This window comes from Citrobacter sp. wls615, assembly GCF_005281355.1.
Classification (GTDB): Bacteria; Pseudomonadota; Gammaproteobacteria; order Enterobacterales; family Enterobacteriaceae; genus Citrobacter; species Citrobacter werkmanii.
This window is the reverse complement of record NZ_SZXM01000047.1, coordinates 16537-41224: the sequence shown is the minus strand read 5'-3', so window position 1 is coordinate 41224 and position 24688 is coordinate 16537. Positions and strand designations below refer to the sequence as shown.

Annotated in this window: 25 protein-coding genes and 1 pseudogene; 4 read left to right on the top strand and 22 right to left on the bottom strand. The window is 54.0% G+C overall.

Annotated features, from left to right (window positions below):
* Nucleotides 1-242: 242 nt before the first annotated feature.
* From FDX04_RS13175 to FDX04_RS13165, 3 genes are read right to left on the bottom strand one after another with little or no spacing between them, the layout of a single operon-like run.
* A complete protein-coding gene (locus tag FDX04_RS13175; RefSeq protein WP_038633131.1) occupies nucleotides 243-479 on the bottom strand; it encodes a non-oxidative hydroxyarylic acid decarboxylases subunit D in 237 nt (78 codons plus the stop codon).
* A 10-nt stretch (nucleotides 480-489) separates the two neighbouring features.
* Entirely contained in the window at nucleotides 490-1917 is a 1428-nt protein-coding gene (locus tag FDX04_RS13170; RefSeq protein ID WP_038633134.1) for a non-oxidative hydroxyarylic acid decarboxylases subunit C, read from the bottom strand.
* Nucleotides 1917-2510, bottom strand: a complete 594-nt coding sequence (locus FDX04_RS13165) for a non-oxidative hydroxyarylic acid decarboxylases subunit B (RefSeq protein WP_137361238.1) — start codon at nucleotides 2508-2510, stop codon at nucleotides 1917-1919. Before FDX04_RS13165 ends, FDX04_RS13170 begins: the two co-directional genes overlap by 1 nt.
* A gap of 159 nt (nucleotides 2511-2669) precedes the next feature.
* On the opposite strand from FDX04_RS13165, the gene FDX04_RS13160 reads away from it, so the two are divergent.
* The gene (locus tag FDX04_RS13160) at nucleotides 2670-3074 is read left to right on the top strand and encodes a MarR family winged helix-turn-helix transcriptional regulator (protein WP_137361239.1); all 405 of its coding nucleotides are present in this window, start codon (nucleotides 2670-2672) and stop codon (nucleotides 3072-3074) included.
* Nucleotides 3075-3148: 74 nt separating this feature from the next.
* Here the strand turns inward: FDX04_RS13160 and rpoS are convergent.
* The 12 genes and pseudogenes from rpoS to cysD all read right to left on the bottom strand — a co-directional run bounded on the left by rpoS (nucleotide 3149) and on the right by cysD (nucleotide 12916).
* Nucleotides 3149-4142: pseudogene (rpoS, locus tag FDX04_RS13155) on the bottom strand (RNA polymerase sigma factor RpoS).
* A gap of 62 nt (nucleotides 4143-4204) precedes the next feature.
* On the bottom strand, nucleotides 4205-5287 hold the full coding sequence (gene nlpD, locus FDX04_RS13150; RefSeq protein ID WP_249935535.1) for a murein hydrolase activator NlpD: 1083 nt from the start codon (nucleotides 5285-5287) through the stop codon (nucleotides 4205-4207).
* Nucleotides 5288-5451: 164 nt separating this feature from the next.
* Nucleotides 5452-6078, bottom strand: a complete 627-nt coding sequence (locus FDX04_RS13145; protein WP_042310675.1) for a protein-L-isoaspartate O-methyltransferase — start codon at nucleotides 6076-6078, stop codon at nucleotides 5452-5454.
* Nucleotides 6072-6833: a 5'/3'-nucleotidase SurE gene (surE, locus tag FDX04_RS13140; protein WP_061382353.1), complete on the bottom strand. Its 762-nt coding sequence runs from the start codon at nucleotides 6831-6833 to the stop codon at nucleotides 6072-6074. Before surE ends, FDX04_RS13145 begins: the two co-directional genes overlap by 7 nt.
* Nucleotides 6814-7863, bottom strand: a complete 1050-nt coding sequence (truD, locus tag FDX04_RS13135) for a tRNA pseudouridine(13) synthase TruD (RefSeq protein WP_042310679.1) — start codon at nucleotides 7861-7863, stop codon at nucleotides 6814-6816. Before truD ends, surE begins: the two co-directional genes overlap by 20 nt.
* On the bottom strand, nucleotides 7860-8339 hold the full coding sequence (gene ispF, locus FDX04_RS13130) for a 2-C-methyl-D-erythritol 2,4-cyclodiphosphate synthase (protein WP_042310680.1): 480 nt from the start codon (nucleotides 8337-8339) through the stop codon (nucleotides 7860-7862). Before ispF ends, truD begins: the two co-directional genes overlap by 4 nt.
* Nucleotides 8339-9049 carry a 2-C-methyl-D-erythritol 4-phosphate cytidylyltransferase gene (ispD, locus tag FDX04_RS13125; RefSeq protein WP_061382355.1) on the bottom strand — a complete coding sequence of 237 codons (711 nt, stop codon included), beginning with the start codon at nucleotides 9047-9049 and terminating at the stop codon, nucleotides 8339-8341. The genes ispF and ispD overlap by 1 nt, the downstream gene beginning before the upstream one ends.
* Nucleotides 9050-9067: 18 nt before the next feature.
* Nucleotides 9068-9379 (bottom strand): cell division protein FtsB, encoded by a 312-nt coding sequence (gene ftsB, locus FDX04_RS13120; RefSeq protein ID WP_003034163.1) that lies wholly within the window; start codon nucleotides 9377-9379, stop codon nucleotides 9068-9070.
* A gap of 215 nt (nucleotides 9380-9594) precedes the next feature.
* On the bottom strand, nucleotides 9595-9918 hold the full coding sequence (locus FDX04_RS13115) for a DUF3561 family protein (protein ID WP_137361243.1): 324 nt from the start codon (nucleotides 9916-9918) through the stop codon (nucleotides 9595-9597).
* Nucleotides 9919-9965: 47 nt separating this feature from the next.
* On the bottom strand, nucleotides 9966-10571 hold the full coding sequence (cysC, locus tag FDX04_RS13110) for an adenylyl-sulfate kinase (protein ID WP_042310685.1): 606 nt from the start codon (nucleotides 10569-10571) through the stop codon (nucleotides 9966-9968).
* Nucleotides 10571-11998 (bottom strand): sulfate adenylyltransferase subunit CysN, encoded by a 1428-nt coding sequence (gene cysN / locus FDX04_RS13105; protein ID WP_042310687.1) that lies wholly within the window; start codon nucleotides 11996-11998, stop codon nucleotides 10571-10573. The genes cysC and cysN overlap by 1 nt, the downstream gene beginning before the upstream one ends.
* 9 nt (nucleotides 11999-12007) lie before the next feature.
* On the bottom strand, nucleotides 12008-12916 hold the full coding sequence (gene cysD, locus FDX04_RS13100) for a sulfate adenylyltransferase subunit CysD (RefSeq protein ID WP_003034152.1): 909 nt from the start codon (nucleotides 12914-12916) through the stop codon (nucleotides 12008-12010).
* A gap of 254 nt (nucleotides 12917-13170) precedes the next feature.
* On the opposite strand from cysD, the gene FDX04_RS13095 reads away from it, so the two are divergent.
* Nucleotides 13171-14208, top strand: coding sequence for an aminopeptidase (locus tag FDX04_RS13095; RefSeq protein ID WP_137361244.1), 1038 nt, complete (start codon nucleotides 13171-13173; stop codon nucleotides 14206-14208).
* A gap of 50 nt (nucleotides 14209-14258) precedes the next feature.
* On the opposite strand, the gene cysH is transcribed toward FDX04_RS13095, so the two are convergent.
* From cysH to cysJ, 3 genes are all read right to left on the bottom strand, one after another.
* Entirely contained in the window at nucleotides 14259-14993 is a 735-nt protein-coding gene (gene cysH / locus FDX04_RS13090) for a phosphoadenosine phosphosulfate reductase (RefSeq protein ID WP_137371058.1), read from the bottom strand.
* A 76-nt stretch (nucleotides 14994-15069) separates the two neighbouring features.
* Nucleotides 15070-16782 carry an assimilatory sulfite reductase (NADPH) hemoprotein subunit gene (gene cysI / locus FDX04_RS13085; RefSeq protein ID WP_042310692.1) on the bottom strand — a complete coding sequence of 571 codons (1713 nt, stop codon included), beginning with the start codon at nucleotides 16780-16782 and terminating at the stop codon, nucleotides 15070-15072.
* Nucleotides 16782-18581, bottom strand: a complete 1800-nt coding sequence (cysJ, locus tag FDX04_RS13080) for an NADPH-dependent assimilatory sulfite reductase flavoprotein subunit (RefSeq protein WP_137361246.1) — start codon at nucleotides 18579-18581, stop codon at nucleotides 16782-16784. The genes cysI and cysJ overlap by 1 nt, the downstream gene beginning before the upstream one ends.
* A 305-nt stretch (nucleotides 18582-18886) precedes the next feature.
* On the opposite strand from cysJ, the gene queD reads away from it, so the two are divergent.
* Nucleotides 18887-19249: a 6-carboxytetrahydropterin synthase QueD gene (gene queD, locus FDX04_RS13075; RefSeq protein ID WP_137371057.1), complete on the top strand. Its 363-nt coding sequence runs from the start codon at nucleotides 18887-18889 to the stop codon at nucleotides 19247-19249.
* 47 nt (nucleotides 19250-19296) lie between these two features.
* On the opposite strand, the gene queE is transcribed toward queD, so the two are convergent.
* The 3 genes from queE to FDX04_RS13060 all read right to left on the bottom strand — a co-directional run bounded on the left by queE (nucleotide 19297) and on the right by FDX04_RS13060 (nucleotide 22285).
* Nucleotides 19297-19968, bottom strand: coding sequence for a 7-carboxy-7-deazaguanine synthase QueE (gene queE, locus FDX04_RS13070; RefSeq protein ID WP_137371056.1), 672 nt, complete (start codon nucleotides 19966-19968; stop codon nucleotides 19297-19299).
* A gap of 71 nt (nucleotides 19969-20039) precedes the next feature.
* Nucleotides 20040-20729 carry an N-acetylmannosamine-6-phosphate 2-epimerase gene (locus FDX04_RS13065; RefSeq protein ID WP_061382359.1) on the bottom strand — a complete coding sequence of 230 codons (690 nt, stop codon included), beginning with the start codon at nucleotides 20727-20729 and terminating at the stop codon, nucleotides 20040-20042.
* Nucleotides 20729-22285, bottom strand: a complete 1557-nt coding sequence (locus tag FDX04_RS13060) for a maltose/glucose-specific PTS transporter subunit IIC (RefSeq protein ID WP_137371055.1) — start codon at nucleotides 22283-22285, stop codon at nucleotides 20729-20731. The genes FDX04_RS13065 and FDX04_RS13060 overlap by 1 nt, the downstream gene beginning before the upstream one ends.
* A gap of 165 nt (nucleotides 22286-22450) precedes the next feature.
* Between FDX04_RS13060 and FDX04_RS13055 the strand changes: the two genes are divergently transcribed.
* Nucleotides 22451-23275, top strand: coding sequence for a MurR/RpiR family transcriptional regulator (locus FDX04_RS13055; protein WP_042310698.1), 825 nt, complete (start codon nucleotides 22451-22453; stop codon nucleotides 23273-23275).
* 55 nt (nucleotides 23276-23330) lie between these two features.
* Here the strand turns inward: FDX04_RS13055 and eno are convergent, their stop codons facing one another.
* Nucleotides 23331-24629 (bottom strand): phosphopyruvate hydratase, encoded by a 1299-nt coding sequence (eno, locus tag FDX04_RS13050; RefSeq protein WP_042310706.1) that lies wholly within the window; start codon nucleotides 24627-24629, stop codon nucleotides 23331-23333.
* Nucleotides 24630-24688 lie beyond the last annotated feature (59 nt).

The window sequence follows — 24688 nt, the reverse complement described above, 5'->3', positions numbered from 1 at the left end:
GTTCAGGTTTGTACGCTAGCCTCAGGTTGATAGAACTATCTCCTGGGGCTTTTGTCTTTCCGGGACCTTGCAAATGCTCAAAGCTCAGAAAGCCTCAAGCACCCGCCGCTATTCTATTCCAGGTGTCATCTCCTCGAACAAATTAAGCCATTTGCTACGAGCCTGCTCGCAAAATAACAAGCCCCGGATATGCCGAGGCTTAATATTGGTGCGTTGTCGGCCGGGTAACCCAGCTATGTTGATTAACGCTTATCTTCCGCCAATAGCGGCGGAATACTCGGCACCATTGGCGCATCGTCGATATCTTTCTGCGTCATGCGAAACGCTTGCGGATAATGCTCGCGGCTGGTACGGCGTAGCGGCTCGGTATTACGCCAGGTGTACAGACAATGCTGGCACTGATATACGGTCCAGACACCTTTTACCGGCGAGTTCGCCATCACTTCAATATGTTCATCGGCACAACGTGGACAAATCATCTGCTACTCCTTATTTACGGTTGGCCAGCATGGCGGTCAGCTTTTCAGCCCAGGCTTTTGTTTCCGGTAAATCACATACCGGTTGGCTGTAATGACCTCGGTTATCCGGTGCAACCGGTGTCGTGGCATCGATGATGAGCTTATCGGTAATCCCCGCCGGACTGGAACCGGGATCAAGTTCCAGCACCGACATATTCGGCAGTTGCACCAGATCGCCCGCCGGATTGACCTTCGAGGAGAGCGCCCACATCACCTGCGGCAGGTTGAACGGGTCAACGTCTTCATCAACCATAATCACCATCTTCACGTAACCCAGGCCGTGCGGCGTGGTCATAGCACGCAGCCCCACCGCGCGGGCAAAGCCGCCGTAGCGTTTTTTGGTGGAAATAATCGCCAGCAGTCCGTGGGTGTACATGGCGTTCACCGCCTGCACTTCCGGGAATTCGGCTTTCAATTGTTGATAAAGCGGTACGCAGGTCGCCGGGCCCATCAGGTAGTCGATTTCGGTCCACGGCATACCGAGATAGAGTGATTCAAAAATCGGTTTGCTGCGATAAGAGACTTTATCGATACGCACCACGGTCATATTGCGTCCACCGGAATAGTGGCCGGTAAACTCGCCAAACGGACCTTCGATTTCGCGTTTACGGCTTTCAATGACCCCTTCGAGGATCACTTCAGAGCCCCACGGTACGTCAAAACCGGTGAGCGGCGCGGTAGCGATCGGGTACGGGCTTTCACGCAGCGCTCCCGCCATCTCGTATTCAGACTGATCGTATTTCAGCGGCGTGGCGCCCATCAAAGTGATGATAGGATCATTACCCAGCGTGATGGCAATCGGCAAATCTTCACCGCGCTCTTCCGCTTTATGCAGGTGCAGCGCGATATCATGCATTGGCACCGGTTGCAGACCGAGCTTACGTTTGCCCTTCACTTCCATGCGGTAGATGCCGACGTTCTGCTTGCCGAAGTTGTCCCGATCCAGCGGATCGCGCGACACCACGCAGGCTTTATCCAGGTAGAAACCGCCGTCGCCATCGTTCAGGCGAAACAGCGGCAGAATGTCGAAAAGATTAATGTCTTCGCCGTCGACGGTATTTTCAGCCCATGCAGGGTTCGCACGGCGTTCCGGGGCAACCGGAAATTTATCCCAGCGACGGATAAACTCATCAATCTGTTTTTTCACCGGGGTATTTGGCGGCAGACCTAAAGAGATGGCGTGATTCTGCCATGAACCGATGGTGTTCATCGCTACGCGGGCATCGGTAAAACCTCGAATGTTGTCAAACCACAGCGCAGGCGCGCCGTCGCCAATACGTCCGGTTGCGTTGGCCGCCGCGGCCAGATCCGGCTCAGCGTTAACTTCTTCACTGATTTTCAGCAATTGTCCCTGGTCGTCCAGCGCTTGCAAAAAGCTACGCAAATCATCAAATGCCATTATTCATTCTCCTGTGCAAAATTCTGCGCCTGTCTTAATCCCTGCCAGCGCCGGGCGTTAGGATGTTCAAGCCCAAACTGATCGAGCACGCGTGCGACAATGTGCTGCGTGATGTCATCAACGGTTTGCGGATGGTTGTAAAACGCGGGCATGGGCGGGACCATCGTCACGCCCATGCGAGAAAGCGCGAGCATGTTTTCCAGATGAATAGTGCTGAGCGGCATTTCACGCGGAACCAGCACCAGTTTGCGCCCTTCTTTCAGCACTACATCAGCGGCACGCCCCACCAGCCCTTCCGCGTAGCCTGCACGAATACCAGCCAGCGTTTTCATACTGCAGGGGATAATGATCATACCGTCAGTACGAAACGATCCGGAGGAGATGGTCGCGGCCTGGTCCGCCGGGTTGTGGCAATAGTCTGCCAGTGCGGATACATCGCGAACGCTGTACGGCGTTTCCAGCTCAATGGTCATTTTGGCCCATTTCGACAGCACCAGATGGGTTTCCACCTCCGGCATTTCCCGCAGCACCTGCAGCAGCGCCACCCCGAGCGGGGCGCCGGTGGCCCCCGTCATTCCTACAATCAGTCTCATTGAATCTCTCAATTTTGTTCGTGTACGAACATTTTGATTAAAATACTCCCACAACGTATTCCGGGCAAGGCCACCGCGCACGGATCGCTAAAACAGCACTGGTTAAAAAAGGAGGCGTAACCCGTTATGATAGAGACTGACAGCAATCCCGGAGCTCTCATGCCGTTACGAAATAAAGCGTTTCACCTTTTACGTCAGCTTTTTCAGCAGCATACGGCTCGCTGGCAACATGAGTTACCGGATCTGACCAAGCCTCAGTATGCGGTAATGCGTGCTATTGCCGAACAGCCCGGTATTGAACAGGTCGCCCTGACCGAGGCAGCGGTCTGTACCAAAGCAACGCTTGCAGAAATGCTGAGCCGGATGGAAAAGCGTGGACTGGTCAGACGAGAACACGACCCGGCGGATAAGCGTCGACGGTTTGTTTATTTGACTGCGCAAGGAGAAGCATTATTGGTCAGCGCAACCCCGCTGGGAGATCGCGTGGATGATGAGTTTCTGGGCAGACTTAGCGAGGAAGAACGCGAACAGTTCACTCGTCTGGTGCGCAAAATGATGGAATGACCCGCCGGGCAATATTCTACACAAAGAAAAAGGCCAGTCTCGATGAGACCGGCCTTTCTTGATAGAACTTGTGCTTACTCGCGGAACAGCGCTTCGATATTCAGCCCCTGAGTCTGCAGAATTTTCACGCAGACGACGCAGGCCTTCAACCTGAATCTGACGAACACGTTCACGCGTGAGACCAATTTCGCGACCCACATCTTCCAGTGTTGCAGCTTCATACCCCAGCAGACCGAAACGACGTGCCAGCACTTCACGCTGTTTGGCGTTCAGTTCGAACAACCATTTGACGATACTCTGTTTCATATCATCGTCTTGCGTGGTGTCTTCCGGACCGTTTTCTTTTTCATCGGCCAGGATGTCCAGCAACGCTTTTTCGGAATCGCCACCCAGCGGGGTGTCTACCGAGGTAATGCGCTCATTGAGTCGGAGCATACGGCTGACGTCATCAACCGGTTTATCCAGTTGTTCAGCAATCTCTTCTGCGCTCGGTTCGTGGTCCAGTTTATGCGACAACTCACGCGCGGTACGCAGATAGACGTTCAGCTCTTTTACAATGTGAATCGGCAGTCGGATCGTACGGGTTTGGTTCATAATCGCCCGTTCGATCGTCTGACGTATCCACCACGTTGCGTATGTTGAAAAGCGGAACCCGCGTTCCGGGTCAAACTTCTCGACTGCACGGATAAGTCCCAGATTGCCCTCTTCAATCAGATCCAGCAATGCCAGACCACGATTGCCATAACGGCGGGCAATTTTCACCACCAGACGCAGGTTACTTTCAATCATGCGGCGGCGAGAGGCGACATCTCCACGCAGTGCGCGACGCGCAAAATAAACTTCTTCTTCGGCTGTTAACAGTGGTGAATAACCAATCTCACCAAGGTAAAGCTGAGTCGCGTCCAACACACGCTGTGTGGCCCCCTGCGATAACAGCTCTTCTTCAGCCAGGTCGTTATCACTGGGTTCCTCTTCACTCAAGGCTTTCTCATCAAAAGCCTCTACTCCGTTCTCATCAAATTCCGCATCTTCATTTAAATCATGAACTTTCAGCGTATTCTGACTCATAAAGGTGGCTCCTACCCGTGATCCCTAACGGAACTAGCAAGTGAAAGCCTGGTTCCGCCGAATTATCGCTGCGGCAAGTAACGCAGCGGGTTTACGGATTTCCCCTTGTAACGAATTTCAAAATGCAAGCGTGTTGAACTGGTTCCGGTACTACCCATGGTAGCTATTTTCTGCCCCGCCTTGATTTCTTGTTGTTCCCGGACCAGCATTGTATCGTTATGGGCGTAGGCGCTCAGGTAATCATCGTTATGTTTGATGATAATAAGGTTACCGTAACCACGCAGCGCGTTACCGGCATAGACGACGCGTCCATCTGCGGTCGCGACAATAGCCTGTCCTTTGCTGCCTGCAATGTCGATCCCTTTATTGCCACCTTCGGTAGCCGCAAAGTTTTCGATCACTTTGCCGTCAGTTGGCCAGCGCCAGGTAGAGATTGGCGCGCTGGTCGACGTTGAGCTTGCAGTTGATTCGGTTGTGCTAACTGCTGGAGCCGTTACTGGCGCTGTGACCACGGTCCCAGCAGGCTTGTTGTTCGGCAACATTTTGTTAGCACTTTGTTCACCTGAATCCTCAGAATACGTAATTGTTGGTTTCGAAGCAACAGCAACGGTGGAATTTTGTGCAGGGTTGGTCACAACTCCTTGCTGTGCTGCATCCGCCTGGGTGATGGCATTCCCACCGGTAATCGGTGTACCCGAGGCGTTGCCCACTTGCAGAGTTTGGCCGACATTCAGGCTATACGGGGCCGGAACGTTATTGCGCTGTGCGAGGTCACGGAAATCGTTCCCGGTAATCCAGGCAATATAGAAAAGCGTGTCGCCTTTCTTGACAGTATAGGTGCTGCCGCCCGTGTAGCTACCTTTCGGAATATTCCCATACTTACGATTGTACACGATACGACCGTTTTCCATCTGTACAGGCTGTTCTGCAACAGGTTGAATTTGCGTTGGTTGCATAGTCGGAGTCTGCACCGGTTGGATCTGTGGCGTCTGTTGTACTGTCGACGTCGAGCCCATTTTTGGCGGAGGCGTAATCAGCATGCCGGAACTGGTGTTCGTGGATGCACCGCCGTCAACCGAGCTGACCGGCGCTGGTGGATTCGAGGTGTTTGAACAACCTGCCAGCCATAATGAAACCAGTGACAATGCCGCAATACGGCGAATGGTAAATTTGTGGCTTCCCGCGCTCATTTATCCCCCAGGAAAATTTGGTTAAAACCCGTAACGTAATCACCGTGTAAAAGCATCGACACGATACGCTGACTAATTCCAGAATATCCAGGAAAACTCCAGGTATTCAGAGCCAGTTTCTACGCAAGCTCCCCTTTAACTAAGGGAACAAAACGTACGGCCTCCACGGTATCAATAATAAATTCGCCTCCCCGACGACGCACCCGCTTCAGGAACTGGTGCTCATCGCCCACGGGTAAGACGAGAATGCCGCCTTCATCCAACTGCATCATCAGCGCAGTTGGGATCTCAGGCGGCGCTGCCGTTACAATGATAGCGTCAAACGGGGCCCGCGCTTGCCAGCCCAGCCATCCATCACCGTGACGGGTAGAAACATTATGTAAATCAAGCTGTTTCAGGCGACGACGCGCCTGCCATTGCAGGCCTTTAATGCGCTCAACGGAGCATACATGATGCACCAGATGCGCCAGAATCGCCGTCTGGTAGCCTGAGCCCGTGCCAATTTCCAGCACCCGCGATTGCGGCGTTAACTCAAGCAGCTCAGTCATACGTGCAACCATATAAGGCTGCGAAATCGTCTGCCCCTGACCAATCGGCAAGGCAATATTGTCCCAGGCCTTATGTTCAAACGCCTCATCAATGAATTTCTCACGCGGCACGGCAGCGAGAGCATCGAGGACTTGCTCATCTCTGATGCCCTGGGCACGTAATTGTTCAAGAAGAGTATGTACGCGTCTGCTTACCATTGCGTGTCGACTCCCACGCTGTCCAACCAACTCGAAACCACCTCATGCGCACCGTAGGCGGTTAAATCGACATGCAGCGGCGTGATGGAAACATAGCCTTCATCGACGGCGGCAAAATCTGTATCTGGCCCGGCGTCGCATTTTTCCCCCGGCGGCCCAATCCAGTACAACGTATTCCCGCGTGGATCCTGCTGTGGGATAACCTGATCCGCCGGATGGCGACTGCCGCAGCGGGTGACGCGAATACCTTTAATCTGATCCAGCGGTATATCCGGAACGTTGATATTCAAAATACGCCCGGTGCGCAGCGGTTCACGACTCAGCGCCCGTAATATACGACAGGTTACTGCCGCGGCAGTATCGTAGTGCTTATGGCCATCAAGCGAGACAGCCAGCGCAGGGAACCCAAGGTGACGACCTTCCATTGCCGCCGCAACGGTACCGGAATAGATGACATCATCCCCGAGATTAGGACCTGCGTTAATACCAGAAACGACAATGTCCGGACGCGGACGCATTAATGCGTTCACGCCCAGATAGACGCAGTCGGTGGGCGTACCCATTTGTACGGCGATATCGCCGTTATCATAGGTAAACGTGCGAAGTGAAGATTCCAGCGTCAGCGAGTTAGACGCGCCACTGCGGTTACGATCCGGGGCAACCACCTGTACATCAGCAAACTCACGCAGCGCTTTCGCCAGCGTTTGTATACCGGGTGCATGGACCCCATCATCGTTACTCAGCAATATACGCATAATCACCCATTGTGTTAATAAGTTCCCTTACTACACTGGTGGCGAAGCTACCTGCCGGTAGCCAGAAGCGTAACTCAACGGTTACGTCATCCCACCAGTTCCAGCTTAATTGTTGTGGATACAGCAACATAGCGCGTCGCGATGCCTCGACTTTCTCGCGCAATAACAGGGACTGCAGCACGGTTTCATCCGCAACAGCGCCTTCTTCAAACGCCAGCGCGTCGCGCTGAGTTCCCCACTCACCGCTACCCGGTAATGCCGCTGTAATCATCAATTCTTTATCATCGACGCGACGCTGTAATTCAGTCTGTTCTTCCTGCGTGGCGACAAACCAGCTTCCGCGTCCCGACAATTGTAGCGCATCGCCGTCAACAACTTGATTAAAGTCTGTTTTTTTCAAGCGTTCACTGACGATCTGATTAAACAACGCGCTACGGGCCGCCGACAACCAAAAACTGCGTTTATTGCGATCGCGCACCGGCGCATCGCTTTGCGCCCAGCGCAGTGCCCCTTGCAGATTGCTACCGCCGATCCCAAAACGTTGAGCGCCAAAATAGTTCGGTACGCCGCGCTCGCTAATCGCCTGTAAACGCGCTTCAACGTCATTTCGCTCGCTCACTTCACGCAGCACCAGCGTAAATTCGTTGCCTTTCAGCGCCCCTAAACGCAGCTTACGCTTGTGGCGCGCGTACTCCAGCACTTTACAGCCTTCGAGCTCAAATTTGCTTAAATCAGGCATTACATTGCCCGGCACGCGCGCGCATAGCCACTGTTCCGTGACCGCATGCTTATCTTTTTGCCCGGCAAAGCTCACTTCACGGGCGTGAATTTTCAGGAACTTCGCCAGCGCGTCGGCGACAAAACGGGTATTACAGCCGTTTTTCAGGATACGCACCAAAATGTGCTCGCCTTCGCCATCCGGTTCGAAACCTAAATCTTCGACGACGACAAAGTCTTCCGGATTCGCTTTCAGGACACCATGGCCCAGTGGTTTACCATGAAGATATGTCAGATTTTCAAACGCAGTCATTTCGTTGCCTTAATGAGTAACGCCACCGCTTCACAGGCAATCCCTTCCCCACGCCCGGTGAAACCGAGTTTTTCCGTGGTGGTCGCTTTCACGTTAACATCATCCATATGGCAGCCGAGATCTTCGGCAATAAATACACGCATTTGCGGAATGTGCGGCAGCATCTTCGGTGCCTGAGCAATAATCGTCACATCCACATTACCAAGCGTATAGCCTTTAGCCTGAATACGCCGCCAGGCTTCACGCAATAATTCGCGGCTATCTGCACCTTTAAAGGACGGGTCGGTATCCGGGAAGAGTTTACCGATGTCACCCAGCGCCGCCGCGCCCAGCAAAGCATCGGTTAGCGCATGTAACGCCACATCACCATCAGAATGCGCCAGCAGTCCTTTTTCATACGGGATGCGCACGCCACCAATGATAATTGGGCCAACGCCGCCAAAAGCGTGTACGTCAAAACCGTGTCCGATTCGCATTATGCATTCTCCTGATGAATTGTTCGGGACAGATAAAATTCCGCCAGCGCCAGGTCTTCCGGGCGGGTGACTTTGATGTTGTCAGCGCGTCCTTCGACCAGTTGCGGATGAAAGCCGCAATATTCCAGCGCCGAGGCTTCGTCCGTAATGGTTGCGCCTTCGTTAAGCGCACGGGTCAGGCAGTCATGCAACAGTTCGCGAGGGAAAAACTGCGGCGTTAACGCATGCCATAAGTCGGTACGATCGACCGTATGGGCAATGTCTGTGCGGCCCGGCTCAGCGCGTTTCATCGTATCGCGTACGGGTGCGGCCAGGATCCCGCCAGTGCGGCTGGTTTCACTGATTGCCAGCAAACGCGCTAAATCATCCTGATGCAGACACGGCCGCGCGGCGTCATGCACCAGTACCCAACGGGCATCTCCTGCGGCTTGCAAACCGGCAAGGACAGAATCGGCACGTTCATTGCCACCATCCACTACGGTAATTTGCGGATGCGCGGCAAGTGGAAGTTGGGCAAAGCGGCTGTCGCCTGGGCTGATAGCGATGACGACTCGCGTCACCCGGGGATGGGCCAGTAGCGCATCAACCGAGTGTTCAAGAATGGTTTTATTGCCAATTGAGAGGTACTGCTTAGGACACTCTGTTTGCATTCGGCGGCCAAATCCGGCAGCCGGCACCACGGCGCAAACGTCCAATAAAGTGGCTGCCATGTTAGATCCCTGGACGGTTTATCGATTATTTTGCCCTGCAGTCTGGGCGCGTTTAGACGCGTCAGGCACCAGACGATAAAAAGTTTCGCCCGGCTTAGTCATGCTGAGTTCGTTGCGCGCGCGCTCCTCAATAGCCTCTTGTCCGCCATTGAGATCGTCAATTTCTGCAAAGAGCTGATCGTTACGCGCTTTAAGTTTCGCGTTTGTAGCCTGCTGCGCAGCAACATCATCGTTGACGCGACTATAGTCATGTATGCCGTTCTTACCGAACCACAGCGAATACTGTAGCCAGACTAATAAAGCCAGCAACAGCAGCGTAAGTTTACCCATCCTGCCCCCTGAAAAACGGCATTAACATCCCATAACTTCCGTAGACGACTTTACATCAACGGACGGGAATGCCGCGACAACGCGGGCAAATGTACCACATTTGCCCGTTGTTACGTATACCCTGTGTAAGGAGAACATAATCTCATTGTTGGTTACGGTTTGAATTATGACCAGACAGTGAACGACATCGGCGAGCGTTTAAAAAGGACGTTAGCCTAGCCCAAAAGCCAAAAGAATAGCGCGCTAAACATTCCCCCCACCACCAGCAGGGTGCTGGTAATGCTCAGCAGCAGCTTTCCCTTTAATAGCGAGTGCAGGGCAATACCCGCCACAATCGCCACGGGCAGCAACGCGAGGAAGAAAGGCCAGGTATAAAGGAAGAAAAACAGTGTGTTAGGGCCATACATCAGACATGGGAACCCCAGCGCCAACAGCCACGCGGCAAAACCGACCACGGCCCCCGGGAGTGACCAGGTGGTTTCGTCGTCGGCGGCGAAGGTCTCTGACTCTGTGATAGTAATGTTATGGCTGTTACGCATATCTAATCCTGTGACCGTGACTGACCGGGCATGCAAGCTCGGGTGTCTCAGGATCTGATAATATCTTCCTGCCTCAGCAGGTCTAATAATTGGGGAACCAAATTTGTTACCAATTGTTCACCATCCAGATGAATCTCTGGCGATTCAGGCGCTTCGTATACCGAATCAATTCCGGTGAAATTGCGCAACTCCCCCGACCGGGCTTTTTTATACAGCCCTTTTGGATCGCGCGCTTCGCACGTTGCTAATGGCGTATCGACAAAAACCTCAATAAAACGCCCTGCGCCAAGGCGTTCGCGGACCATTTTTCGCTCGGCGCGATGGGGAGAGATAAACGCGGTCAACACCACCAGACCGGCATCCACCATCAGGTTCGCCACTTCGCCAACGCGCCGGATATTCTCCTTACGGTCAGCATCGCTAAACCCCAAATCGCTACACAGGCCGTGACGCACGTTATCGCCATCCAGCAGATAAGTGCTGACGCCCAGCTTGTGCAGCGCTTCTTCCAGCGCTCCCGCTACGGTAGATTTACCGGAGCCAGACAGCCCGGTAAACCACAGCACAACACCACGGTGACCGTGGCGTTGCTCCCGCTGTTGCGGTGTAACAGGATGGGCATGCCAGACGACGTTTTCGTCATGCAGCGCCATTATTTGCCTCCCAGCAGATCGCGCGCACCCCAGTGTGGGAAGTGGCGACGCACCAACGCATTCAGCTCCAGTTCAAACGCGCTGAACTGAGAAGCGGCGGCCTGTTCCTGAATGATAGGCTCGCGCACCAGCCCCGCGCCAACGGTGACGTTAGTCAGGCGGTCAATGATAATCAACCCACCCGTAACCGGGTTCTGCTGATAGGTATCCAACACCAGCGGTTCATCAAACGTCAGATTAACCAGACCAATGCCGTTCAGCGGTAACGCGTCGACCTCACGCTGGGTCAGGTTATTAATATCGACCTGATACTGCACGGTATCCACGCGTGCACGGGTCTTCTTGCCGGCAACTTTGATGTCGTAGCTCTGCCCCGGCGACAGCGGCTGTTCCGCCATCCACACCACATCAACGGCAGCGCTTTGTACCGCTGGCAACGCTTCACCAGCATCCAGCAGCAAATCGCCCCGGCTGATATCAATCTCATCTTTCAGCACCAGGGTGATCGCTTCACCTGCATGCGCTTGCTGTAAATCACCATCAAAGGTAACGATCCGCGCCACGCTCGACTCAACGCCGGACGGTAACACCTTGACGCGTTGCCCTACCTGCACGCTACCGGAGGCCAGCGTTCCGGCATAACCACGAAAATCCAGATTTGGTCGGTTCACATACTGCACCGGGAAACGCATCGGCTGGGTATCGACAATGCGCTGGATCTCAACGGTTTCCAGCACTTCGAGCAGCGTCGGACCGCTGTACCATGGCATGCTGACGCTTTGTGAAGCCACGTTATCGCCTTCCAGCGCGGAGAGCGGCACAAAGCGGATATCCAGGTTGCCCGGCAGTTGTTCAGCAAACGTGAGATAGTCTTCGCGGATGCGGTTAAATGTCTCTTCGCTAAAGCTCACCAGATCCATTTTGTTGATTGCTACCACCAGGTGCTTGATCCCAAGCAGCGTGGAGATAAAGCTGTGACGACGGGTCTGATCCAGCACGCCTTTACGCGCATCGATCAACAGGATCGCCAGGTCGCAGGTCGACGCACCGGTCGCCATATTGCGGGTGTACTGTTCGTGTCCAGGGGTATCCGCAATAATAAATTTGCGCTTCTCGGTGGAGAAATAACGATAAGCCACGTCGATGGTGATGCCCTGCTCACGCTCGGCCTGCAAGCCGTCAACCAATAGCGCCAGATCGAGCTTTTCGCCCTGGGTGCCGTGGCGTTTACTGTCGTTATGCAGCGATGAGAGCTGATCTTCATAGATCTGCCGGGTATCGTGCAGCAGGCGACCAATCAGGGTACTTTTCCCGTCATCCACGCTACCGCAGGTTAAAAAACGCAGCAGGCTTTTGTGTTGCTGGGCAACCATCCAGGCTTCAACGCCGCCTTCATTAGCAATTTGTTGTGCAAGTGTCGTATTCATGGCGGCTCCTTAGAAATACCCCTGACGTTTCTTCAGCTCCATGGAGCCCGCCTGGTCGCGGTCAATCACGCGGCCCTGACGTTCACTGGTGGTTGAGACCAGCATCTCTTCAATAATTTCCGGCAGCGTCTGCGCGTTAGACTCCACCGCGCCGGTCAGCGGCCAGCAGCCAAGCGTGCGGAAACGCACCATGCGCTTTTTAATCACTTCGCCGGGTTGCAGATCGATTCTGTCGTCATCAATCATCATCAGCATACCATCGCGCTCCAGCACCGGACGCTCAGCCGCCAGGTACAGCGGTACGATGTCGATATTTTCCAACCAGATGTACTGCCAGATATCCTGTTCGGTCCAGTTAGAGAGCGGGAATACGCGAATGCTTTCGCCTTTGTTAATTTGTCCGTTGTAGTTGTGCCACAGTTCCGGACGCTGATTTTTCGGGTCCCAGCGATGGAAGCGATCGCGGAAGGAGTAAATTCGCTCTTTGGCGCGCGATTTCTCCTCATCACGGCGTGCGCCGCCGAACGCGGCGTCAAAACCGTATTTGTTCAGCGCCTGCTTCAGCCCTTCGGTTTTCATAATATCGGTATGCTTGGCGCTGCCGTGAACAAACGGATTGATGCCCATCGCCACCCCTTCCGGGTTTTTATGCACCAGCAGTTCGCAGCCGTAGGCTTTCGCCGTGCGGTCACGAAACTCATACATCTCGCTAAATTTCCAACCGGTATCAACGTGCAGCAAGGGGAACGGCAGCGTACCAGGATAAAACGCTTTGCGCGCCAGATGCAGCATTACGCTGGAATCTTTACCGATGGAGTACATCATCACCGGATTAGAAAACTCGGCGGCCACCTCACGAATGATATGGATGCTTTCCGCTTCCAGTTGCCGCAGGTGGGTAAGTCGTTTTTGATCCATAACCGTTCCTATGTAATGCCGTTATTTTGCTAACGATGCTCAGATAACCTGACTATAGGGAGGGCAAGGAGGCGAATGAAATTACGAATTGGAATGAGTAGTTCCTCAAAGGAATAACGATCTGGAAAAGCAAATATCAAAAAGTGCTTAAGCCACCGGATTTCGGGCATTTAGGAGCAAATGAAATTGTTTTACCGCGATCACGGTTTCATACTAGCGGCTAAAAATTTCTGCTTGGTATTTAAGGACTCACTATGTTTTCCGCATTGCGCCACCTGACTACCGCCCTGGCGCTCGGCGCGTGCTTCATCCTTCCCGCACAGGCAACATCTTCGAAGCCCGGAGATATCGCAAATACCCAGGCGCGATATATCGCAACGTTTTTCCCTGGCCGCGTGACGGGATCTCCGGCAGAAATGTTATCTGCTGATTATATACGTCAGCAATTTCAGCAGATGGGCTATAGCAGCGATATTCGGACGTTTAACAGCCGCTATATTTATACCGCCAAAGATAATCGTAAAAACTGGCATAACGTAACGGGCAGCACCGTCATTGCAGCCCATGAAGGCAAGGTGCCACAGCAGATTATTATCATGGCGCACCTCGACACCTACGCTGCGCAAAGTGACGCCGATTCCGATGCCAATCTGGGTGGATTAACCCTGCAGGGTATCGACGACAACGCCGCAGGGGTAGGCGTGATGCTGGAGCTGGCTGAACGGCTCAAAAATGTGCCGACGCAGTACGGCATTCGCTTTATCGCCACCAGCGGCGAAGAAGAAGGCAAACTGGGCGCAGAGAACATCCTGAAACGAATGAGCGCCGCCGAGAAGAAAAACACGCTGCTGGTTATCAACCTCGATAATCTGATCGTTGGCGATAAGCTCTATTTCAACAGCGGGAAAAGAACCCCGGAAGCCGTACGAAAACTGACGCGCGACCGGGCGCTGGCCATCGCGCGCAGCCGCGGTATTGTCGCCAGCACCAACCCCGGACTGAACAAAGACTATCCGAAAGGTACAGGCTGCTGTAACGACGCAGAGGTGTTCGATAACGCGGGAATTGCCGTCCTGTCCGTTGAAGCGACCAACTGGAGCCTGGGCAAGAAAGATGGCTATCAACAACGCGCCAAAAGCCCCTCGTTCCCCGACGGCAACAGTTGGCACGATGTACGGCTGGACAACCAACAGCATATCGATAAAGCGTTACCGGGCCGGATTGAGCACCGCAGCCGCGACGTGGTACGCATTATGCTGCCGCTGGTAAAAGAGCTGGCGAAAGCGGGGTAATCCTGAAGAAAAAGAGCCTCGGTAATGCATAAAGCTTACCGAGGCTGATATTACCCTTCGTGCAACCCACACTCGCGCTTCAGCCCGAAGAAGCGCGTCTCTTCTTCCGCCATGCCCGGCTCCCATTTGCGGGTGGTGTGCGTATCGCCAACCGACAGATAGCCCTGATCCCACAGCGGATGGTATTTCAGACCGTGTTTTTGCAGATACTGGTAAACAGTACGGTTATCCCAGTCGATGATCGGCAGCACTTTAAACACGCCGCGCTGGATAGCCAGCACCGGCAAATGCGCGCGACCGCCTGACTGCTCGCGACGCAGGCCCGCAAACCAGGTCTGCGCGTTAAGCTCTTTTAACGCCCGGTTCATCGGCTCAACTTTGTTGATATCATTGTATTTTTCAATACCCTCAACGCCCTGCTCCCACAGTTTGCCATAGCGTGCTTCCTGCCAGGCTGCGCTCTCTTTGGCGCGGTAAACCTTGAGATTCAGCTTGAGCTTGTCCGTTAACTCATCGATAAACTGGTAGGTTTCCGGGAACAGATAGCCAGTATCGGTCAGAATTACCGGGATATCCGGGCGGATCTGATTGACCAGATGCAGACTTACTGCGGCCTGAATACCAAAGCTGGAAGAAAGCACATATTCTCCCGGCAAATTCTCCAGTGCCCACGCCACGCGGCCTTCGGCGTCCAGCTTTTCCAGTTGGCTGTTAGTTTCAGCCAGAGCCATAACGCGTTCAACTTTCGGCAGATCGTTCAATGCGTGTAGATCGAGTACGGACATAATTACCTCATCTTATGCCTGATGGCGCTACGCTTATCAGGCCTACAAAACCGTCGCGTCACCAGGCAAAGGGAACTTATTCCCAGAAATCACGCGCTGGATCGAGCACCGGGCGAATGATGCCCGCACGCACCGTAAAGTCGCCGAAGCCTTCACCCGCTTCGCGCTCTTTCGCCCAGCGCCCAACCAGTTCGTCAACGGAATCGAGAATTTCTGATTCCGTAATGTTTTCGCGATACATACGCGGAATACGCGTCCCCATGCGGTTGCCGCCCAGATGCACGTTGTAGCGACCCGGCGCTTTGCCCACCAGCCCCAACTCCGCGAGCATCGCGCGGCCACAGCCGTTCGGGCAGCCGGTCACGCGCATCACAATATGCTCGTCCGGGATACCGTGTTTTTCCAGAATCGCTTCGACTTTGTCCGTGAACGACGGCAGGAAACGCTCGGCTTCGGCCATCGCCAGCGGGCAGGTCGGGAACGAGACGCAGGCCATCGAGTTTTCACGTTGCGGTTTCACCGCATTCATCAACCCGTGGTCGCGCGCCAGCTTCTCGATCTTCGCTTTCTGACTTTCCGGCACGCTAGCGATGATCAGATTCTGGTTGGCGGTGATGCGGAAATCGCCTTTGTGGATCTTCGCGATCTCCAGTAAACCCGTTTTCAGCGGACGTCCCGGGTAATCCAGGATACGACCGTTTTCGATAAACAGCGTCAGGTGCCAGTTGTTGTCGATCCCTTTCACCCAACCAATGCGATCGCCGCGACCGGTAAACTCATACGGGCGGATCGGCTCAAATTTGATCCCCGCGCGACGCTCAACTTCTTCTTTGAACGTGTCGACACCGACGCGCTCAAGCGTATATTTGGTTTTCGCGTTTTTACGATCGGTACGGTTACCCCAGTCACGCTGGGTCGTCACCACCGCCTCGGCTACCGCCAGGGTATGCTCCAGCGGCAGGAAGCCAAACTCGCTGGCCGTACGAGCGTAGGTTTTCTTATTACCGTGCTCAATAGACAGACCGCCGCCAACCAGCAGGTTAAAGCCCACCAGCTTGCCGTTTTCGGCAATCGCCACGAAGTTCATGTCGTTGGCGTGCAGATCGATATCGTTCTGCGGCGGGATCACCACCGTGGTTTTAAATTTACGCGGCAGATAGGTTGCGCCAAGGATCGGTTCTTCGTCGGTGGTCGCGACCTTCTCCTGATCGAGCCAAATCTCCGCATAGGCGCGGGTGCGCGGCAGCAGATGTTCAGAGATCTTTTTCGCCCACTCATAGGCTTCCGCGTGCAGCTGCGACTCATACGGGTTTGAGGTACACAGCACGTTACGGTTCATGTCGTTGGCAGTCGCCAGCGCATCCAGCCCCACCGAATGCAGCATCTGATGCACCGGTTTGACGTTCTTCTTCAGAATACCGTGGAACTGGAAGGTCTGACGGTTAGTCAGACGGATGCTGCCGTAAATTGTGTTGTCAGCGGCGAATTTATCGATCGCCTTCCACTGGGTAGTGGTAATCACTCCGCCCGGCAGACGGCAGCGCAGCAGCATCGCGTGACGCGGCTCCAGCTTCTGCTCGGCGCGCTCAGCACGAATGTCACGGTCATCCTGCTGGTACATGCCGTGGAAACGGATCAGCAGGAAGTTATCGCCGTGGAAGCCGCCGGTCAGGCCGTCATTCAGGTCTTCCGCGATGGTGCCGCGCAGGAAATTACTTTCACGCTTCATGCGCTCGGCGTCAGTCAGTTTGCCTTCGACCACTAAAGGCCCTGGGTGTTTTTCGCTCATTAGTAGACATCTCGCTGATAACGGCGCTCGACGCGCAGCTCACTTAAAAATTCATCCGCCGCTTCGATGTCCATTGCACCGAATTCAGCAATCACTTCCAGCAACGCCTGCTCAACGTCTTTCGCCATGCGATTAGCGTCGCCGCAGACATAAATGTGGGCACCGTCATTGATCCAGCGCCACAGCTCTGCGCCCTGTTCGCGCAGTTTGTCTTGTACGTAGATTTTTTCTTTTTGATCGCGGGACCAGGCCAGATCTATCCGGCTCAGCACGCCTTCTTTTACGTAGCGCTGCCACTCGACCTGGTACAGGAAGTCTTCGGTGAAATGCGGGTTACCGAAGAACAGCCAGTTCTTGCCTTCCGCACCGTCGGCGGCGCGCTGCTGCATAAAGGCGCGGAACGGCGCGATACCGGTACCCGGACCAATCATAATCACCGGGGTCTGCGGGTTAGCCGGCAGGCGGAAGTTGTCGTTGTGCTCGATGAACACACGCACTTCCCCTTCCTCTTCCACGCGGTCGGCGAGGAAGCTGGAAGCTCCGCCAGCGCGGGCGCGGCCTTCAATCTCGTAACGCACAACGCCGACGGTCACGTGGACTTCGCTTTCAACTTCCGCCTGCGCGGAGGCGATAGAATAGAGACGCGGCGTCAGTGGACGCAGCAGGCCGATTAACGCGTCGGCATCAAGCTGTGCCGGGGAGAAACGCACCATATCGACGATTGGCGTGGTAGCCGCATACTGCTGCAGCTGGGCTTTATCGCCCACCAGCGACAGTAGCGATTCACTGCGCGTCAGCGTGGCGTAGTTTTCCACGATATTCGCGGTGTTGACCGTCAGCTCGAAATGCCACTCCAGCGCTTCGGCCAGCGGCAGGATTTTTCCTTCGACCGTGACCGGTTCATCCCCTTTCAGCCACAGCAGTTCAACCAGCTCTTTCACCAGAGCCGGATCGTTCTGATACCACACGCCCAGCGCGTCGCCCGGCTGATAACGCAGACCGGAATCGCCAAGGTCGATTTCGATATGGCGGACGTCTTTTTCCGAGTTACGACCGGTAATTTTCTGGTTCACCGACAAGGACGCAGTCAGAGGCGCTTCTTTGGTGTAGGGGCTGGTATGTACTTCATTTACCGCACCGCTCGCTGCAACTTGTACAGACGGGGCAGCAGGCGCACGCGCTTTCAGCACATCGACCAGACGCGCGCGCCATTCAGAGGCGGCAGCCTGGTATTCCACGTCGGCGTCGACGCGGTCGAGCAGGCGCTCACCGCCCAGCTCGGCCAGCTTGCTGTCGAAGTCTTTCCCGGCCTGGCAGAAAAATTCGTAAGAGGTATCGCCAAGACCCAGCACCGCAAAGGCGGTATCGGTAAGCTTCGGCGCTTTTTTCGAGAACAGGAACTTATGCAGCGCGACGGCTTCTTCCGCTGGTTCGCCTTCTCCCTGAGTCGATGCCACCACAACCAGCAACTTTTCATTGGCGATTTGTTTGAATTTGTAGTCGCCGGCATTGATCAGAGTGGCATTGAGCTTCGCGGCAATCAGATCATCGCGCAGGGCTTCCGCCACACGGCGCGCATTACCGGTTTGCGAGGCAGAGATAAGCGTAATCCCTGGCATTTCTGCGGCAGGCGCAGGGGCTGTCGCATTGCTGGCTGGCTGCTGATTCAGCACGCCCCAAAAGTAACCAGAAACCCACGCCAACTGTGCGGGAGTGAAATCGGTAGTGGCCGCCTGAAGGCGCGCCAGTTGCTCCGGGTTTAGCGGTAGCAGAGCGGAAGGTGGGGCCTGTGTCGTCATGCGTTGTCATGTTCCAGTAAGCAAAGCGGATTTCAGCAATAAAACCCAAACTGAAGATAAGGTTAACGGCGGGCATAGTAACAATTAAAGAAGGGATAGAAATAACAAATAACCAAATGAACTAACCTGTTTTAGTTATAGTTATTAACAGCAAAATCGATTTAATAAGCCTATGATATATAAAAATTTATTAAGCATTATCTTTATGAATGGATTGTTCTGATACTCTGCGCCCTTTTAACTAATGATAAAATTTGCTCTTTACGGTACCCTACGGCGGTTTTTCGCATTCTTGAGAGTAAAAAATGTCCACCACCTTGTTTAAAGATTTCACCTTCGAAGCCGCTCACCGCCTGCCGCATGTACCGGAAGGGCATAAGTGTGGTCGCCTGCATGGTCACTCATTTATGGTGCGTCTTGAAATTACCGGTGAAGTCGATCCGCATACCGGTTGGATTATGGATTTCGCAGAGTTAAAGGCGGCGTTTAAGCCGACTTACGACAGACTCGATCACTACTATCTGAACGATATTTCAGGCTTAGAAAACCCAACCAGCGAAGTGCTGGCAAAATGGATTTGGGATCAGGTTAAACCTGTTGTCCCTCTGCTGAGCGCGGTAATGGTGAAAGAGACCTGCACGGCGGGTTGCGTGTATCGCGGCGAGTGATAGTGACTTTGCCGGATGGCGATGCGTAGCCCACCCGGCAGAATTTATCAGGCAATATTCAGGTATTTATGGGTCTGCATCGACAGACGCCAGTTACGCGCGATACAGGTATCAATGCACAGACGCGTCGCATCTTCTTTCTGGCTGATTGGCTGTAAGGCAATGATCCGTGGCTTGTCATCGCTCAACGTTGCCAGCAGTTCATCCAGCGCTTCAATATCGCGAACGCGGCCGACCGGATGTTTGATTTCATTCGCGCGTTCCAGCGCCTGTGACAGCACATCATAACCGCCGCGCATATTTACCTTTGGCGATACGGTCACCCAGGTATTCGGCGTACAGCGTACCTCGTGGGTACCGCTGGTTTCAATCTGGCAGCTAAAGCCGTTCTTTTCCAGCAGGTCAGTCAGCGGCATCAGGTCATGAATGCAGGGCTCACCGCCGGTGATCGCCACATGACGGGCGGTATAGCTCTGACGCTGAATAACAGCCAGCAGATCTTCACTGCTCGCCGCGCCCCACTTATCGCTCTCTTTAGTCTTGGCCAGGATGCTGTACAGGGAGACTTCCCGATCCTCAAGCTTATCCCAGGTGTGTTTGGTATCGCACCAGGCACAGCCAACCGGGCATCCCTGTAAACGAATAAAAATGGCGGGGACGCCGGTAAAGTAACCCTCACCTTGCAGGGTCTGGAACATCTCGTTAATCGGGTACTGCATAGCGTTCTCAATATGGGGATAAACGCTAATTATCGCAGATCCCCGCCAAAGTATCATGCCCCATCGATGCTTTACGAGGCGATCGCCGCGACAAAGCGTGCCGTTATCTGCTGCGGACGCGTGATAGCGCCTCCAACCACCACGGTATGCGCGCCTAATGCCAGACAACGTGCGGCGCGTTCCGGGGTATCGACGTTACCTTCCGCCACGACTGGTATGGTGACCGCCGCCAACACCTCACGTAAAAAACCGCAGTCGTTTTCCGCCAGCACATGCCCGGCAGTGTCCGCGGTATAGCCATAGAGCGTGGTGCCCACGCAGTCAAACCCCAGCCGCTCAGCTGTTACCGCCTCATCAACGGTGGCGATATCCGCCATCAGCAGTACGGACGGGTAGCGGGCGCGGATTTGCGTGACCAGTTCTTCCAGCGTTTGCCCACCGGGGCGCGGTCGCGCTGTCGCATCCAGAGCAATAATTTCCGGCTCAACGGTCATCAGCTCATCCACTTCCTGCAGGGTGGCCGTAATAAACACCTCGCTGCCCGGATAATCGCGCTTGATAATCCCTATTACCGGCAGGGAGACGCTCTCTTTGATCGCGCGAATATCTACCACGCTGTTCGCACGAATACCTATCGCCCCGCCCTGCGCTGCCGCCAGCGCCATACGAGACATAATAAACGGGCTGTGCAGCGGCTCATTTTCCAGCGCCTGGCAGGAGACAATTAACTTACCTTTCAGGGAATCCAGTACAGTTTTCATCACGATAAGATCTCTTCGACTTCATTTTTAATAATGGTGACATGCGGGCCATAAATCACCTGAACACCGTTGCCGCGAATAATTACGCCGCGCGCTCCGGTCGCTTTCAGCCCCGCTTCATCTACCTTGCTGCTCTCTTTCACCGTCACGCGTAAGCGTGTGGCGCAACAGTCCACCTCTTCCAGATTCTCTTTGCCTCCCAGCCCGGCGATGATTGCCGCTGCGCGTTCGCTCTGAGGCAGACCGGACTCCACCTGGGCAGCGTTCTCACGCCCCGGCGTCAGCCAGTTAAAGCGGTTAATCAAATAACGGAAGGTGAAGTAGTAAAGAAAGAACCACGGAACCCCAACCAAGGGGACGTACATCCAGTTAGTTTTCGCTTCTCCCTGTAGCACGCCGAAGAGGAGGAAATCGATCAGTCCACCCGAAAAGGTTTGCCCAATAGTGATATGTAAAATATGCGCCATCATAAACGCCAGCCCATCGAAGAAGGCGTGAATGACATATAACACCGGAGCCACAAACAGGAAGGAGAACTCAATAGGCTCAGTGATGCCCGTCAGGAAAGAGGTCAGAGCAGCCGACAGCAACAGTCCGGCGACAAGCTTTCTGTTCTCCGGTTTTGCCGTGTGGTACATCGCCAGGCATGCGCCAAGCAGGCCAAACATCATGGTGATAAAGCGCCCGGACATAAAGCGCGAGGTACCGGCATAAAACTGCTGCGTATTCGGATCGGCAAGTTGGGCAAAGAAAATACGCTGGGTGCCTTCGACCAGTTGACCGTTGACGATTTCGCTCCCGCCCAGCGCCGTCGTCCAGAACGGCAAATAAAAAATATGGTGTAAACCCAGTGGACCAAGCATACGCAGGATGAAGCCGTACAGCAGCGTCCCCAGATAGCCCGTCGCATCCACCAGACCGCCCAGTCCAAAAATGAGCTTCTGGAAATGCGGCCACACCACCGTCATGATCGCCCCCACCACAATCGCGGCAAGCGAGCTGATAATCGGTACAAAACGCGAACCACTGAAAAAACCAAGAAACTGAGGGAGTGAGACTTTATTGAAACGACTATGCAGCGCGCAAGTGACCAGACCAATCACTACCCCACCAAACACGCCCGTTTCCAGCGTCTGAATGCCCAGCGTCATCCCCTGGCCCACAGCACCTGGATTCTCGTGCGCCAGCGTTCCGTTGAGCGTTAACAAAGCGTTGATGGTGGCATACATCACCAGAAATGCCAGCAAGGCCGCAAGGCCCGCCGTGCCTTTATCCGTTTTCGCCAGCCCCACGGCGACACCAACCGCAAAAAGCACCGACAGGTTGGCAAACACGATAGAACCCGCGCTGGTCATAATCGTGAAGATTGCCTGCAGCCAGTCGACATTCAAGAATGGGTAGGCCGTCAGCGTATTGGGATTCGACAAAGCCCCACCAATCCCCAGCAACAACCCCGCTGCGGGCAATACCGCAATCGGCAGCATGAACGATTTGCCGAACCTTTGCGCCTTTTCAAACCATGCGCCTGACGAAGCACCGCTAAATATTTGCATCATTTTTTCATCTCCCCGATCATTGATGAAAATTTTTACCATAATTAATTATAAAAATGAAAATTACCATCAAAAACCAGGAAGCCGATCATACTTTTTTAAAATGACTGGCATCTCTCCCCTGCTTTCCGCCACACTATCGGCAGAGAAACGCATTAAGGATTTTGCATGTCAGAAAATGAAAACCTGTTGCTGAGATTGCGCCAGGGCGTTGATGGATATAGTCGAACTCAACAAAAGCTGGGAGAGTTTGTGCTTAGCGATCCGGCAAGAGTGGTCTATCTGACGATTACCGAACTGGCGCGTGAAAGCGACACCAGCGAGGCGAGCGTCACGCGTCTGTGCCGTACGCTGGGGTGTAAGGGCTATAACGAATTTAAGATGGCGCTGGCACTCGATCTCCGGCAAGGAGAGCCGGTAGAGCACAGCGGTGATGAGATTGACAATGTCGTCAATGAATCCGTGCAAGCGCTGCAGGACACGGCAAAATTACTCGACAGAACATTACTGGAAGCAGCCGCTCTGGCGCTGCATCAGGCTCAGTCGGTACAAATTTATGGCGTAGCGGCCAGCGCTATTCTGGGGGAATATTTACATTACAAACTCCTGCGCCTCGGCAAACCCGCGCAATTGTTCAGCGACATGCATCGTGCAGCCATGAACGCCACAACGCTAAGCAAAGACACGCTGGTAGTGGCGATATCCAGTTCGGGCTCCACCCGCGACCTGCTGCATGTGGTTAAACTGGCGCGTAAGCAAGGCGTACGCGTACTGGCGCTGAGTAATACACCGCGTAGTCCGCTGGCTTCGCTGAGTGATATTCAACTGGTCGCAGCCAAACCGGAAGGTCCATTGAGTGCTGGTGCGCTAAACGCCAAGGTGGGTGTCATGCTGTTAGTGGAACTGCTCACCACGTCGCTGATTGCGCTGGATGAAAAGTACAGCGATGTGAGCCAGCAAACGGCGAGTGCGACCCTACCGCTACTGCTTTAAAGACGTAAAAAAACCCGCCGCAGCGGGTTTTTACGTTAAGAGTTAAAGAACAGGATTACGCCTGACCTTTGATCTCTTTACGACCGTTGTACGGAGCCTGTGCACCCAGCGCTTCTTCGATACGAATCAGCTGGTTGTACTTAGCAACGCGGTCAGAACGGCTCATAGAACCAGTTTTGATCTGGCCTGCAGCGGTACCAACAGCCAGGTCAGCGATGGTAGCGTCTTCAGTTTCGCCAGAACGGTGAGAGATGACAGCGGTGTAGCCAGCGTCTTTCGCCATTTTGATCGCAGCCAGAGTTTCGGTCAGAGAACCGATCTGGTTAAATTTGATCAGGATGGAGTTAACGATGCCTTTTTCGATGCCTTCTTTCAGGATCTTGGTGTTGGTTACGAACAGATCGTCACCAACCAGCTGGATTTTGTCGCCCAGAACTTTAGTCTGGTATGCGAAACCGTCCCAGTCAGACTCGTCCAGACCATCTTCGATGGACACGATCGGGTACTGTTTGGTCAGTTCTTCCAGGAAGTGAGTGAATTCTTCGGAGGTGAATGCTTTGTTGCCTTCGCCAGCCAGAACGTATTTACCGTCTTTGTAGAATTCAGAAGCTGCACAGTCCATCGCCAGAGTGATGTCTTTGCCCAGCTCGTAGCCAGCTGCTTTAACCGCTTCAGCGATTACAGCCAGAGCTTCAGCGTTGGAACCCAGGTTCGGCGCGTAGCCGCCTTCGTCACCAACTGCAGTGTTCATACCTTTAGCTTTCAGAACCTTAGCCAGGTTGTGGAACACTTCAGAACCCATACGTACGGCTTCTTTCAGAGTCTTAGCGCCAACCGGCTGAATCATGAACTCCTGGATGTCGACGTTGTTGTCAGCGTGCTCACCACCGTTGATGATGTTCATCATCGGAACCGGCATGGAGTATTTGCCCGGAGTACCGTTCAGTTCAGCGATGTGCGCATACAGCGGCAGGCCTTTAGCAGCAGCTGCTGCTTTGGCGTTCGCCAGGGACACAGCCAGAATGGCGTTTGCACCGAAGTTGGATTTGTTTTCAGTACCGTCCAGATCGATCATGATCTTGTCGATGCCAGCCTGATCTTTAGCATCTTTACCCAGCAGAGCCTGAGCAATTGGGCCGTTAACAGCTGCAACAGCTTTCAGTACGCCTTTACCCATGAAACGGGATTTGTCGCCATCGCGCAGTTCCAGTGCTTCGCGGGAACCAGTAGAAGCACCTGACGGAGCTGCTGCCATACCAACGAAACCACCTTCCAGGTGTACTTCGGCTTCAACAGTCGGGTTACCACGGGAGTCGATGATTTCACGACCGATGATTTTAACGATTTTGGACATTAGGTTTTCCTCAGTACAAGTTAAACTAAAACTCCAGACAAACAATGCACCCGAATGGG

Coding starts and splice junctions, on each gene's coding strand:
- cysH (WP_137371058.1), bottom strand. CDS start 14,993: ATGTCCGTACTCGATCTACACGCATTGAACGATCTGCCGAAAGTTGAA.
- FDX04_RS13060 (WP_137371055.1), bottom strand. CDS start 22,285: ATGATGCAAATATTTAGCGGTGCTTCGTCAGGCGCATGGTTTGAAAAG.
- truD (WP_042310679.1), bottom strand. CDS start 7,863: ATGACTGCGTTTGAAAATCTGACATATCTTCATGGTAAACCACTGGGC.
- FDX04_RS13175 (WP_038633131.1), bottom strand. CDS start 479: ATGATTTGTCCACGTTGTGCCGATGAACATATTGAAGTGATGGCGAAC.
- eno (WP_042310706.1), bottom strand. CDS start 24,629: ATGTCCAAAATCGTTAAAATCATCGGTCGTGAAATCATCGACTCCCGT.
- queE (WP_137371056.1), bottom strand. CDS start 19,968: ATGCAGTACCCGATTAACGAGATGTTCCAGACCCTGCAAGGTGAGGGT.
- cysD (WP_003034152.1), bottom strand. CDS start 12,916: ATGGATCAAAAACGACTTACCCACCTGCGGCAACTGGAAGCGGAAAGC.
- FDX04_RS13115 (WP_137361243.1), bottom strand. CDS start 9,918: ATGCGTAACAGCCATAACATTACTATCACAGAGTCAGAGACCTTCGCC.
- FDX04_RS13170 (WP_038633134.1), bottom strand. CDS start 1,917: ATGGCATTTGATGATTTGCGTAGCTTTTTGCAAGCGCTGGACGACCAG.
- FDX04_RS13165 (WP_137361238.1), bottom strand. CDS start 2,510: ATGAGACTGATTGTAGGAATGACGGGGGCCACCGGCGCCCCGCTCGGG.
- FDX04_RS13055 (WP_042310698.1), top strand. CDS start 22,451: ATGTCAGAAAATGAAAACCTGTTGCTGAGATTGCGCCAGGGCGTTGAT.
- ispF (WP_042310680.1), bottom strand. CDS start 8,339: ATGCGAATCGGACACGGTTTTGACGTACACGCTTTTGGCGGCGTTGGC.
- FDX04_RS13095 (WP_137361244.1), top strand. CDS start 13,171: ATGTTTTCCGCATTGCGCCACCTGACTACCGCCCTGGCGCTCGGCGCG.
- surE (WP_061382353.1), bottom strand. CDS start 6,833: ATGCGTATATTGCTGAGTAACGATGATGGGGTCCATGCACCCGGTATA.
- ispD (WP_061382355.1), bottom strand. CDS start 9,049: ATGGCAGCCACTTTATTGGACGTTTGCGCCGTGGTGCCGGCTGCCGGA.
- ftsB (WP_003034163.1), bottom strand. CDS start 9,379: ATGGGTAAACTTACGCTGCTGTTGCTGGCTTTATTAGTCTGGCTACAG.
- cysJ (WP_137361246.1), bottom strand. CDS start 18,581: ATGACGACACAGGCCCCACCTTCCGCTCTGCTACCGCTAAACCCGGAG.
- cysN (WP_042310687.1), bottom strand. CDS start 11,998: ATGAATACGACACTTGCACAACAAATTGCTAATGAAGGCGGCGTTGAA.
- FDX04_RS13065 (WP_061382359.1), bottom strand. CDS start 20,729: ATGAAAACTGTACTGGATTCCCTGAAAGGTAAGTTAATTGTCTCCTGC.
- FDX04_RS13160 (WP_137361239.1), top strand. CDS start 2,670: ATGCCGTTACGAAATAAAGCGTTTCACCTTTTACGTCAGCTTTTTCAG.
- FDX04_RS13145 (WP_042310675.1), bottom strand. CDS start 6,078: ATGGTAAGCAGACGCGTACATACTCTTCTTGAACAATTACGTGCCCAG.
- cysC (WP_042310685.1), bottom strand. CDS start 10,571: ATGGCGCTGCATGACGAAAACGTCGTCTGGCATGCCCATCCTGTTACA.
- queD (WP_137371057.1), top strand. CDS start 18,887: ATGTCCACCACCTTGTTTAAAGATTTCACCTTCGAAGCCGCTCACCGC.
- cysI (WP_042310692.1), bottom strand. CDS start 16,782: ATGAGCGAAAAACACCCAGGGCCTTTAGTGGTCGAAGGCAAACTGACT.